This is a genomic window from Roseofilum sp., from assembly GCF_982964205.1.
Map to the genome: position 1 here is coordinate 1 of NZ_CEZBFX010000108.1, position 11994 is coordinate 11994.

Sequence of the window (11994 nt, forward strand, 5' to 3'; positions counted from 1 at the left end):
GATTTCCCTCAAACCCTCTTCCTGTCTCCCTTTGCCACTTTTGTCCTGTACTGAGGGGCACCTCTATTAATTGCTCTTGCGAGCAATTAATGAGATAAAAAAAGACCGCTTTTTCCCCAAAAGATGAAATTTTATCTAAGAAGTAGACAATTCATCGATAGGCGCTATCTGCCCATATCTCTGGATCTGCATTTTCTATATCTATCAGTTTCCCTAATACTTTTGAGTCATAAACTGATGCATCTATCACTTCATATTGGCGAATAATTCCATATTTTTTATCGATACTTATATGATTTTTATAGCCGTAGTGATTTTCACCATTTTTCTTCAACCACCGAGCGTCCAAATCCTTCTGACACAATCGGTTCGGCGTTTCTTTCCATTCTTCAGGAATTTCTCCTTCTCGGATTTCTTTATTCTCTTTTCTGCTATTTCTTTGCCTCGGCACAAGAATTAGAGTCGCATCTCCTATTTGCCCTTCTTCAGCTTTATACCCTTGACTTTTTAGATACTCTTCTAATTGCTCAAACCATTCTTCTACTAATTTCTTTTTCGTCAGTTTTTCCTTAAACAACCCTACCGTTTTAGCATCGGGCACTGGATCTTCTATGCCCAGATTTTGAAACTTCATAAATGAGAGTCTATCCTTGACTTGGTTCTCCAATTGATCGTCACTTAAATTGAACAATTTTTGTAGGATAACTAACTTGAATATTAAGATAACGTCTAGGGGTTTACGACCGGCATTGCTTGAACGTTCACGGTCATGAATTTGTTCGAGGATTGGACGAAACTCCTCCCAAGGTACTAATTCATTCAGTTGAGAGAGCAGCGGTTTTTTATTATTTAGCTTTTTCTGACGGTTCTCTCCGTCCCAAAAACTCATTTGACCCATGTTTTTTCCCTTTCTTTTTCTTTCTCGATCATCTCATGGATTCACGGTATAGTCAATTAATAGAAGTGCCCTTAAGGCTTCTAGGGTTTTTCTTAATCTACGGGTTCTTAATTCCTTTGTTTAGGGGTAGTGATGATTGACATCGATCATTTAAAGTATTTAATAATACATTTGGTCATGATGCAGGGGATAAAGTCCTCTTCTCTAGATATTGCTTGCTATCCTGTGCATGGATCTACCCCTAGAGAATTAATCAAAGCAGCCGATGTGGCCTTGTACCAAGCAAAAAACCAAGGCCGCGATCGGGTATCCTTTACCCTTAACTTCCTTGATCTCAAAGCAAATATCCATAGTACAATGAACAAGTCCCGTCTCATTTATCCAAATCTAAGGAGAAAAAAGAAACTCTCTATACAATATATTTAAATCCATAGAGCAAGAAAAATGGTCAAAGGTGAATTCAAAAATGGCAGAAACTTTTGGTGACTATATCGACGACTTACCGGAGAGTCCAGAATACTTAATTATTGGATTTTCCCCCAGCTCTGTTCCCTTAAAACAGCGTTGGCGCAACAATGGCTTATCAGCAGACTTCCTCGCTGACTATCTGACTACCTTTTTCCCTGCCAAAGATGATATTTCAGAACAACAGCAAGCAGAAGTCAAGAGTGCGGTTAGCTACATTGCCAATGAATTATTAGAAAATGCTATGAAATTTAACGACGAAACTTCAGAATTTCCGATTAGTATTCGTCTCCAAGTGCGAGAAGATAAAATTATCTTTACCACCTCGAACAGTATCCCCCGTCAAAAGGTGAATAAATTCCAAACGTTCTTGAAAAAAATAGAGCAAGGCGATCCTCAAACTCTATACCTGGAACAACTCGAAAGTAGTGCCCAAGAAGAGAGCAGCTCTAATTCAGGATTGGGACTTTTGACCATGCTTAATGACTACGTTGCCAAGTTGGGATGGAACTTTGAAACGGTTCCCGATTATCCTGGTGTAATTAAAGTAACTACTATGGTACAACTCCCCATATAAATTGATTAACACTTAATCCTGTTTAAGTGTAGTTAAAGAGAATCAAAAATAATGATAGACACTAAGGAGAATGAATGAATGACTATCGAAATAAAAACAGAGGACTATAACGTCTACTATGATGATGAAACAAAAACCATTAGTTTTCAAGGCTCTCTACGGTTGAGTGGCATGGATGAATATGCCCCGATTGTGCAAATTTTAGAAGAGATTGCTGAACAAAAGCCTCCTGTGATTACGTTGAATTTACGAAAATTAGAATTTCTGAATAGTTCGGGAATTAGTATGCTCTCAAAATTCGTAATTAAAATTCGTCAGAAGAAAGATATGGCAATGGTCGTCAAAGGATCAAAAGGAATTCCTTGGCAAGGAAAATCTTTGAAAAATTTACAACGGTTAATGCCTTCGTTAACCTTAGAGCTGGAAGAACTTCAAAGTTAATCTTGGCAAGATGTAGAAATAAAATAAAACATTTGGACGGTTGTTATGCTCCCTCAATCTCCTCGTGAATTTATCGGTTATGGCCAATATCCTGCCGACCCTCAATGGCCAAATCGAGCCAGAATTGCGGTTCAATTTGTCATTAACTACGAAGAAGGTGGAGAAAACTGTATTCTTCATGGTGATTCTCATTCTGAAGCTTTTCTTTCAGAAATTATAGGTGCATTACCTTTAGATGGAGTTCGTAATATGAACATGGAATCCATCTATGAATATGGAAGTAGAGCTGGATTCTGGCGACTCCATCGCCTGTTTACGAAACGCCAAATCCCCGTCACCATCTATGGGGTAGCCATGGCCTTAGAGCGCAATCCAGAAGCTGTAGCTGCCATGAAACAAGCAGACTGGGAAATTGCCTCCCATGGTTACCGCTGGATTGACTATCAACATATTGGCGAAGAAACTGAACGGGAACATATTGAAAGAGCCATAGAAATCCATACTCAAATAACCGGATCTCGTCCCTTGGGATGGTATACCGGTCGAGTGAGTCCCCATACCCGTAGACTGGTGATAGAAGCTGGAGGTTTTTTGTATGATGCAGATAGTTATGCTGATGATTTGCCCTACTGGATTGTGGAGTATGGCCCGCCTCACTTGGTCATTCCCTATACTCTAGATACTAATGATATGCGGTTTGCCACTTACCAAGGCTTTAATAGTGGAAATCAGTTTTTTACTTATCTGCGAGATGCCTTTGACCTATTGTACGCAGAAGGTGAAGAGAGTCCCAAAATGCTCAGTATTGGTCTACATTGCCGATTAGCAGGAAGACCTGGACGAGCGGCAGCTTTGGCTCGCTTTTTAGATTATGTGCAACAGCACGAGCAGGTTTGGATGTGTCGTCGGGTAGATATTGCTCGTCATTGGCATAAATATCATTATCCCGATGACTAGACCATGAAGATTAATATAGATCAAGTTCTCTGTTCATAGAATCTACAACTAGAACAGGGGCCTTCTGGATAGACTGCACAACGAATTAATTCAGATAAGGCATTAAAGCGACAACTACTATCGCCAATAATCCACCGTCCATCGACTAAGCTTTGTTCTCTGGGAGGGGAGGAAGGTTGAACATAGAGGGCAATTTTGTGTAAACGATATTGGCCCGATTTTAGGGTATACCGATGACGACGCTCTAGAACAGTATAGGTTTTGCCTTCAACATTAAGATAGTTTCCCGGTTGGGGAGTCCAGTCGAGTTGAATTTTGCCTAGGTTCTCACGGGGATGGGTGACAATAATCTCTGTGGGCAATAAATCAGGTTCCATTGATGATCTTGATGATGACTTAATCTGCGTACAATAATCCTTTAAGGTATCGCATTGAATGAGTTATGGCCATCGGGATTTTAGATTTTTTTATCAAATGCAGATGAGCTGAAGTGATAGTCTGGGGTATCCGGATGATGGCAACAGCAATGAGAATGGTCTAAACATAGATTTTTTAGTACATTATCTAGAGCGATCGCACAGAGGAATCATGGTAGCACGCAAACGTAGATTAGGGTTCTGGAAAGCGTTTTTGGGCTTAAGCCTGACATTAGGGTTGAATGCAACGGGATTACCGACTGAAAGTATCGAGATCGATCGAGGCCAGGTGGTAGAATCGGTGCCAATGGCGGCCATGAGGGGTTGGAATAGTGCTTCATTTCCTGTGGAAAATTTTGTGGAGTATACGTCCCGGTTTGGGCCCCGTGGTGGAGGCTATCATTATGGTTTAGATTTAGCCGCTCCCTATGGCAGTTATATTCGCAGTTGGTGGACTGGAAGGGTAGTGGAAGTGTGGGAAGATAATCGTTGCGGCACAGGAATTGTGATTGAGTCCGGATATTGGGAGCATATTTATTGCCATGTCAAGGGACGGGTGAGAACCAATCAAGGTCGTCCTTATTTGATCGATTACGGCGGTGGCATTATTCTTTGGGAAGGTCAGATGGTGAATTCTGGCGATCGCATTGCTAGAGTGGGTATGACCGGACGTACCAGTGGTCCCCACTTGCATTGGGGTTTGAAATATGCCGGTCAATGGGTTGACCCTAGCATGATTTTATTGGCTATGTCCCAATCTCGCGTTGCTGGACGATAGCTGAGTAGGAGAATGGGGAGGATATGAGGACATGAGGACATGGAGACACGAAGATAGATCATTCCCTATTCCCTATTCCCTATTCCCTATTCCCTATTCCGTTAGCCTGTCTGGAAAATATTTTTGACCATTCCCTTTTTCAATCCCGCAGCCGCTCGATCTAATTCATCGACTTCCCCAGGGGTTAAAGACCAACCTAATGCGCCGATATTTTCTTTGGCTTGACGGGGATTCTTTGCACCAGGGATGGGAATTGTACCTTTAGCCATACACCAATTTAATGCGACTTGTGAGGACGTTTTGTGGTGAAATTTGGCGATCGCGTGTAGGCATTCTAAAACCGGCTTTACTTGGGGCAATAACTCCTGAAATAACCCCTTACGCAGTCCTTGGGGTAGGGGGCCAGATTCCGTATATTTCCCGGTTAACAGTCCTAACGCTAAGGGACTATAGGCAATTAGTTGAATGCCCAAATCATCACAGACTGCTTTCAGATTGAGTTGGGTCACTGGAGCGGTGGATAAGAGAGAATATTGTACCTGTAGGGTGAGAACAGAAATCCCTCTGTTGTGCAAATGTTTGACTACTTTCTGTAATCGTTTGGGCCCATAATTGGATAAACCCACTGCTTTTGCTTTTCCCTGTTCATATAAATCAGCTAACCCATCTAAGAGGGCCCATTCTTGCCAAGGGGCATAATTAGCAGTAGACCAATGCATTTGCACTAAATCAATGGGTCGTTGCAAGCGTTGAGCAGATGATTCTCCGGCTTGCACCATGGCATTTCGGGTTAAGCGCCAAGGATAAGGGGCGAGTTTGGTGGCGATACAAAGACTATCAATATTGGCAGCAATACACCCTTGGGCAAATTGTCCGAGGAGCTTTTCACTTTGGCCATTGAATTTACCGGTTCCGTAAGAATCTCCAGTGTCGAATAGGGTAATGCCATTACTCACACAGAGATTAAAGACTTTTTGTAAGTCTCGATCCATGGTAGGGTCATATTGCCAGAGTAATCGATTGCCCCATGCCCAGGTTCCGCATCCCATTTTGGGTAAAGATAAGGTGGAAGTGCTTGCCATTTTTAAGGGTAAAGTCTGATAAAATAATTAATGAGGATCGCAGCGAATTTCGACGAGGAAACCATCGGGATCGTAGAAGTAAATGCCACGTCCTGTGGGGCGACTGACGGGGCCGCGATCGATCGCTACTTGATGATGCTGGAGGACAGAAATGGCACGATCGAAGTCTTCTGGGGCGATGTCAAAGGCGAGATGGTTGGCGCGAGTAAATTGGGTTTTGGGATTGGGGTCTGGAGGAGATAATTCGGGTTCCCAAAATAGGTCTATAATGATGCCATCAGGAGTACGAAAGTTGGCGACTTTTCCAGTAGCGACGAGCTTAATGAGAGTTTCGGGGACTTGTTCGCCAGTGAGTTCTTCTAAGCCTAGGATTTGACCGTAAAAATTCCGGGAAGCATCCATGTTTTTGACGTTGAGGGCAATATGATGGACGGTTTTCAGGTGACCTTGGAGGAGGGGCGGGGAGTTCATGTTTAGATAGGTTTAGTGAATGATGGCTATGGTGTTATGTTAGAACAGTTTAAGATTACTCGCGATCGCCTCTCGTTAGAGGAAGTGTATCATTTAGCAGAAGATCCCGGCAATGGGGCGATCTCCCTGATGAGCGGTATGGTTCGCAATCAAACCGAAGGTAAACCGGTGATGGCTCTAGATTATCAAGCCTATGAACCGATGGCTCTAGAAATCTTTAAGCAGATTTCCCAACGTATTCATCAAGCCTATCCTAGCGTAAATCGAGTGGTGATTCACCATCGATTAGGATATTTGGAAATTGGTGAAGTGAGTGTGATTATTGCGGTGGGTAGTCCTCACCGAGCAGAAGCTTTTGCTGCTTGTCAGTATGCCATTGATGCGCTCAAAGAAGATGCTCCCATCTGGAAACACGAATGTTGGGCAGATGGAACACAAAGTTGGGTGAAACCTTCGGTAGGCTTCTCGCAGAAGTCAGACAAAAGACAATAGGGGCGAAAAACAAAAACTTTTCGCCCCTATTGGTATTACTTCTCTTTTGTATCGTTGTTGTGACTCGATTTTTTGAATTTACAAGAAATACTAGGAGGAATACCCAATTTAATATCAATGACCAAATCTTGTAGGATCTGAATATACACGCCCTCAAGTTTTTATAGAAGTCAATAAATTAATCATTAAATTTCATTAAGTCCAACGGCGGAAAAATGTGGTTTCTTGCCAATTTTCCGCGGTAAGTTTTTCAATGGCTTCGAGTTTTTCTAAGGATAGGGATTGAAAGGCTTGGGCAACTTTAACATTTTCTTCAAGTTGAGTGACATGTTCAGCGGCAACAATACAAGAATGAATTCCAGGTTGGGATAAAACATAGCCTAGGGCTTGATCCATACCGGCTAATCTTCCGGGTTCTAAAAGTTTGCCATAGGCAGGAATTTTCATTGCTATAACGCCAACGTTTTTTTGTTGGGCAACGGGTAAAATTGTGGGGATAAAGGGACGGGGATGATGTTTATCGGCTGCGTTGATCGAAACTAGGGTGGTATCAAAGGGATAACGGTTTAATCCTTCTGCAAGAATAGCGGGTTCATGGTGTCCGGTAATGCCGCTAAACCGGACAATTTTTTGAGCTTTGGCTTCTTCTAAAGCGGCGATCGCCCCATCTTGGGCAAATATGCGATCTAATTCTTCTCCAAAAGAGACATGGTGAAATTGCCAAGCATCCAAATAGTCGGTTTGCAAACGCTTCAAAGATTGTTCTAACTCTCGCCAAGCGCCATCGCGATCGCGAGCAGCCGTTTTCGTGGTTAAGAATACTTGGGATCGATAGGATGGTAAAACTTTTCCTAAATAATTTTCACTAGGGCCATAACTGGGGGCTGTATCAAAATAACGAATTCCTAATTCTAGTGCCCGTTCAATAATTGCGATCGCTTCTGATTCTGCTCCATTCCAGGATAGGGGCGTTTTTCCTGCTCCCCCTAAGCCAAAAACCGGTAAGCTCTCCCCCGTTTTGCCCAAAATTCGCTCCGGTAAAGGAGTTCCTGAATTAGCCAAAACCACTCGAGAGCGGGAAGAAGAGCGACTTAGGGCACTTAGAGTTGCGCCTAAAGAGGCGATCGCGCTACTTACTCAGGAAAAAAGTTCGTCGTTTCATCCCTTGACCTCCCTGCACTATTTTCTAAAATCCAGTATAATTTAACTAAAAGGTTCCTTTAGCATCTCCAGGAGCATGTCGCCTGTTCTTCAATCTGACGGTGCGATCTAATCCTCTTAAGTTTCCTATTTATCGATAGAATTGAGATGAAAACGAGTTTAGCCAGTCCATCAACACTAAATCTTGAGCAAATTATAGAGCGAATTTTTGAAACTCGCCAAATTTCTCGCGCCGATCAAGAAAGTTTTATGAGATTATTGTTATCCAAAGATGCCCTAAGTTTTGCCGATCAACGCCAAATCGATCGGGTATTTGAAGGATTACGCCAAGGTCGTCTACGAGTGGTAGATTAAACTACAACGCTCTGCTTTCCTAAGAGCAGTGTTTCCAACGCTTCAGTATCAATCAAATACAGCGCAAAGCGCTGTTATGAGGGACAGTGTTGATTCCTCAAAGCTATGTACCAAAAGCCTATTCCCTATTCCCTAGCGCAAAGCGCTATATTGCCCCAAAATTTATTCTTAAATCAGCGATCGCCGAAGGGTTCGTAAATCCTTTAATTTCAACAACAATTTTTTCTTTCGCTTTACGAGCCGCCATTAATTTCGTCACTCCTAAATCAACAAATTATCATGTCTGGTTGTTTGTGCTTTCTGCCCACTGATTTTGTATAGCAAGAGAGGGGAGAATGAAGACATTTTCTATTACTTGTTCCCTAAAACCACAATTTAGCTGTCCTAACTTAACGAGTTCCTTGCTATATTGTTTACTTCTTCCGAGGTCAAATCGCGCCATTGGCCAGGGTTTAAAGCTCCTACTCCTAACCCTGCTAAGGAAACCCGCACTAATCTTAATGTCGGATATCCTACCGCTGCTGTCATCCGCCGTACCTGACGGTTGCGCCCTTCAGTGAGTGTGATTTCTAACCAAGCTGTGGGGACGGTTTTCCGGTAGCGAATCGGTGGATTGCGTTCTGGAAGATTCGGTTCAGGGATAATTTGTACTTGGGCAGGCCGAGTTTTACCGTCTTTGAGCTTGATGCCTTGACGCAGGGGATTTAAGTCTTGGTCGTCAGGAATGCGTTCTACTTGTACCCAGTAGGTGCGCGGATGGCCATAGCGCGGGTCAGAAAGACGATGCTGTAGAATGCCATCATTAGTTAAGAGCAGCAACCCTTCACTATCCCGGTCTAATCTACCCACGGGATAAACCCCAGGAACAGGTATATAATCTTTTAGTGTTTCTCTGGCTGATTTGCCTTGGGTATGGGGATTATCATCCGTGAATTGACAGAGAACGTTGTAGGGTTTGTAAAACAGGATATGGCGCTGAGGCCGATCGCCGCTAGAAGCAGATTTCATGGGTATCACTAGGGTAGTAAACCGCGATCGCCGGCAGTTTTGAGCCAGTTGGGATATTCTGTCATCAGTAGATCGTACAAGTCTTGGTCGGCGATCGCCTCCGGGTCTTCTACACTGAAGAAATCGGCATTATCGATATATCGTCCCTCCAAATCATCCAAATTTTCTAAAAACTCAAATTGACTGCCGCCGCTCAAAAAGCCTAAAATGCCCCCACGCTTGGATTTGACATCTTTACTCGATTTCCCAATCGCCATAAATTGCCAGAAAATCGGCTCATAGGATGACCATTGTAACTGTTGTTCGGACGGGTCGCGATCGAACGGTTGTCCATCGGTGACAAACATCACGTAAACAGGGACATTAGCCTTCAATGGCGATCGCCGATTTCCACCTCTGGCATCAGGAAAATAAGTATTCCTAATGGCTTGCAATGCTGGAGAATAGTTAGTTCCTCCTGAACCTCGATATTGATTTTGAGCTTGACCGATAAAATTATGGAAGTTCTCTACCGTCATCTCGCCCATATCCTGGGAATTTCCGGCAAACAAGAAAATCTTAATCGCTCCATCATCATCAAACCGACAACCGAGGGCTAATATTTTTTCCGCTAACCGTTGAATTTTACCGGAGTGATAGAGTGAGTACATAGAACCAGAAACATCTAAACAAAGAGCAACTTGTGCTTGATGGTTGGTTAAATTTGCCTTTTGCAAAGAAATATCAGCTTTTTTGACTAAATCGAATAAGAGAGGCGCTTCCTTTTCCAATTTCTTCTCTAATTCAACCGCTTTTGCTCTGCGGGTGGATTCGGGAGCAGGAGGAGGAGGAGCGGGTGGGGTAGCTCCTTCTTGATGATATTGGTCTAAAAAGCCTTGTAATCCAGAATCATACCCTTGACCAAGGGCATGAAAACGCCATTGCCCTCCTTTCTGATAAATGCGACCAAATTCTAGGGCTGTTTCTGAAGTAAATGCCTCAGTTAAAGCATAACGGGCTAATTCTTCCTGGGTTTGGGGATTGGAGATCGCCATAAATGCTTGGTCAATGTGACCAAAACTTTGCTTTTTCTCCACTCCTTCATGAATAGTGACCACAAACACCAGTTCAGTAATCACCGGGCTGATTTGACTCAAATCAAGCATAAAGCTTTGCCGACCTTCTCGAGAATCTTCTAGTCGTTGCAAAGCGCGATCGGGCGATCGGGCATTATTATAAAATACAAAATATTCTTCGGCGGGAATCAGTCCATTCGCCCCTAACATAAATACCGAGCCATCAATATCATATCCTGCTTTTGTGGCGCTCCAACCCACCTCAATCTGAAGTTGTTGCACATGAGGATAAGTTTGAGACAGATTAAACCGTGCGCCTTTTGTTAATTCAGTAGTCATAGATTGAATCTCGAATATCTTTTCTATTTTACGATTATTGCCTATTGCCATTCGTGCCTATTGCCTCAAAACAGAACCCAACTGTCCTAATTAACTGATTCCTTACTATAGATATTAGTCCGGTACATCCAGTAATTCAGACCTGAAAAAAACATCATAGCAATTAAGCTAGAATAGATAGCGAGTGAACTCATCTCCACCAGCAATAAAGAACTAATGATTTCTATAGCAATCAAGCCAATTACTATATTAGCAAGGGTTTGCCGATTTAAGAGAGAAGATAATATTGCCCCCAGGGGAGCGCCTACCACAACTACAGGAACTGCCGCCAACCAATAACTGCGAATAGGCTCTATAAAGCTATTCAATACTAAGGCATGAAATGCAAATCCAAAAACAGCATTTATGGCCATCAAAATCACAGAAGTGGATGTAGCAACTCTTTCGCAAAATCGAAAGAGAATAACCATTACAGAAAAACAAAATACATTAATACCACTACCGACTAGACTACTAATCATTCCTCCTATGGTTCCAGCAAGTAGCCAGATGATTCGCTCATTTGCTGTCCAGATTGGCATCCCTAGATGGACTTCTCTCGGTAATCGGTTTAAGGCTAATAAGGTAATTCCAAAACTGGCCAATATCACTGTGAATGATATTTTTATTACATCTGGGGGCAAAACAGGTGCTAATAAACTCGCACCAAAAACCATACCAATTATACCACCAATACTACCCCAAAAAATAACCTTCCAATCCACTCGAATTCCAGTCAAAATAATGCCTATACTTGCGGCTGTAATACCGATGCTTTGAATGGCTAAGGAAAATATTTTTGCATCTGAGGGGGTAATGTTGAGAATCTTTGTAAATACAGGAAAAACAACCGCAGATCCGCCCAAACTTGTTCCTCCTGCAACTGCCGATCCAAAGATCATCGTTAAAGCAATTTCCCAATACTCCATAACATAAGAAATAGCTCGCTCGATACCGAGTAAGCTTAACCAGATTGTCCAAACTGTAACGGCGATACAGATCGTGACAGTGCGTTTGCGAATCGAGATCTTATTAGGGGAGTTCAAGTCTTTAGTCCTGTTAAATTATTGAATAAAAAATAGAGTTTTTTGACGACTGGGTATGTCGAAGAGTGAATGGGAACTCCAGATTAAGCTAACACAATTATTCTCAAGGCGATCGCCGATGGCCATGAAACGCCCTTCGCTCTCATCTCCATGACCCACTCCCAACGGAAAGTGCTATATCTTGACTGAGCTAGATGCTAGGGAGTAAAAAGAGTTAGAGCAACTATGGGAGAAAAGTTTATAACATTTCTTGCTTCTATAGAGTCTGGCTTCAAGCCTTAGACCCTAAGCCATACAATCTTTTGCCCATTGTCCAGCGTGCCCTATTCGCTATTCTACTGGCTGCTAGCTGGTGAACCCATCCATAGTCAGCCGATTGACCCGATCCAGATTCAAGTATTTATTTACTTCTGGG

General features: G+C 42.7%; 15 protein-coding genes and 1 pseudogene. 7 read left to right on the forward strand and 9 right to left on the reverse strand.

Annotation, left to right across the window (positions count from 1 at the left end; all coding sequences use genetic code 11):
• Nucleotides 1–151 precede the first annotated feature (151 nt).
• A complete protein-coding gene (locus AC3A14_RS19960) occupies nt 152–898 on the reverse strand; it encodes an IS5 family transposase (protein ID WP_318736911.1) in 747 nt (248 codons plus the stop codon).
• Between the two features lie 180 nt (nt 899–1078).
• On the opposite strand from AC3A14_RS19960, the gene AC3A14_RS19965 reads away from it, so the two are divergent.
• From AC3A14_RS19965 to puuE, 4 genes are all read left to right on the forward strand, one after another.
• Nucleotides 1079–1324 (forward strand): diguanylate cyclase domain-containing protein, encoded by a 246-nt coding sequence (locus tag AC3A14_RS19965; protein ID WP_487779125.1) that lies wholly within the window; start codon nt 1079–1081, stop codon nt 1322–1324.
• A gap of 40 nt (nt 1325–1364) precedes the next feature.
• Entirely contained in the window at nt 1365–1940 is a 576-nt protein-coding gene (locus tag AC3A14_RS19970) for a slr1658 family protein (protein ID WP_318736909.1), read from the forward strand.
• Between the two features lie 84 nt (nt 1941–2024).
• Complete coding sequence (locus tag AC3A14_RS19975; protein ID WP_413039142.1) at nt 2025–2381, forward strand: slr1659 superfamily regulator; 357 nt, start codon at nt 2025–2027, stop codon at nt 2379–2381.
• A gap of 45 nt (nt 2382–2426) precedes the next feature.
• Nucleotides 2427–3338: an allantoinase PuuE gene (gene puuE, locus AC3A14_RS19980; RefSeq protein WP_318736905.1), complete on the forward strand. Its 912-nt coding sequence runs from the start codon at nt 2427–2429 to the stop codon at nt 3336–3338.
• A gap of 20 nt (nt 3339–3358) precedes the next feature.
• Here puuE and AC3A14_RS19985 read toward each other — a convergent pair whose 3' ends face one another.
• Nucleotides 3359–3715, reverse strand: a complete 357-nt coding sequence (locus AC3A14_RS19985; RefSeq protein WP_318699353.1) for a DUF6464 family protein — start codon at nt 3713–3715, stop codon at nt 3359–3361.
• A 346-nt stretch (nt 3716–4061) separates the two neighbouring features.
• Between AC3A14_RS19985 and AC3A14_RS19990 the strand changes: the two genes are divergently transcribed.
• Nucleotides 4062–4532, forward strand: coding sequence for a M23 family metallopeptidase (locus AC3A14_RS19990; protein WP_487779126.1), 471 nt, complete (start codon nt 4062–4064; stop codon nt 4530–4532).
• A gap of 101 nt (nt 4533–4633) precedes the next feature.
• Here AC3A14_RS19990 and AC3A14_RS19995 read toward each other — a convergent pair whose 3' ends face one another.
• Nucleotides 4634–5614, reverse strand: a complete 981-nt coding sequence (locus AC3A14_RS19995; protein ID WP_487779122.1) for an aldo/keto reductase — start codon at nt 5612–5614, stop codon at nt 4634–4636.
• 27 nt (nt 5615–5641) lie between these two features.
• Nucleotides 5642–6085, reverse strand: coding sequence for a VOC family protein (locus AC3A14_RS20000; protein ID WP_318699350.1), 444 nt, complete (start codon nt 6083–6085; stop codon nt 5642–5644).
• Between the two features lie 36 nt (nt 6086–6121).
• Between AC3A14_RS20000 and AC3A14_RS20005 the strand changes: the two genes are divergently transcribed.
• On the forward strand, nt 6122–6577 hold the full coding sequence (locus tag AC3A14_RS20005) for a molybdenum cofactor biosynthesis protein MoaE (protein WP_318699349.1): 456 nt from the start codon (nt 6122–6124) through the stop codon (nt 6575–6577).
• Nucleotides 6578–6772: 195 nt separating this feature from the next.
• Here the strand turns inward: AC3A14_RS20005 and AC3A14_RS20010 are convergent, their stop codons facing one another.
• Entirely contained in the window at nt 6773–7639 is an 867-nt protein-coding gene (locus tag AC3A14_RS20010) for an aldo/keto reductase (protein WP_487779123.1), read from the reverse strand.
• Between the two features lie 246 nt (nt 7640–7885).
• On the opposite strand from AC3A14_RS20010, the gene AC3A14_RS20015 reads away from it, so the two are divergent.
• Nucleotides 7886–8092 (forward strand): hypothetical protein, encoded by a 207-nt coding sequence (locus AC3A14_RS20015; protein ID WP_318699346.1) that lies wholly within the window; start codon nt 7886–7888, stop codon nt 8090–8092.
• A gap of 145 nt (nt 8093–8237) precedes the next feature.
• Here AC3A14_RS20015 and AC3A14_RS20020 read toward each other — a convergent pair.
• The 4 genes and pseudogenes from AC3A14_RS20020 to AC3A14_RS20035 form a co-directional block, all read right to left on the reverse strand.
• Nucleotides 8238–8354: pseudogene (locus AC3A14_RS20020) on the reverse strand (element excision factor XisH family protein); the annotation flags it as partial.
• 122 nt (nt 8355–8476) lie between these two features.
• Entirely contained in the window at nt 8477–9100 is a 624-nt protein-coding gene (locus tag AC3A14_RS20025) for a pseudouridine synthase (RefSeq protein ID WP_318699345.1), read from the reverse strand.
• An 8-nt stretch (nt 9101–9108) separates the two neighbouring features.
• Nucleotides 9109–10494, reverse strand: coding sequence for a TerD family protein (locus tag AC3A14_RS20030; protein ID WP_318699344.1), 1386 nt, complete (start codon nt 10492–10494; stop codon nt 9109–9111).
• Nucleotides 10495–10580: 86 nt separating this feature from the next.
• Entirely contained in the window at nt 10581–11462 is an 882-nt protein-coding gene (locus tag AC3A14_RS20035) for a sulfite exporter TauE/SafE family protein (RefSeq protein ID WP_318736893.1), read from the reverse strand.
• Between the last annotated feature and the right edge of the window lie 532 nt (nt 11463–11994).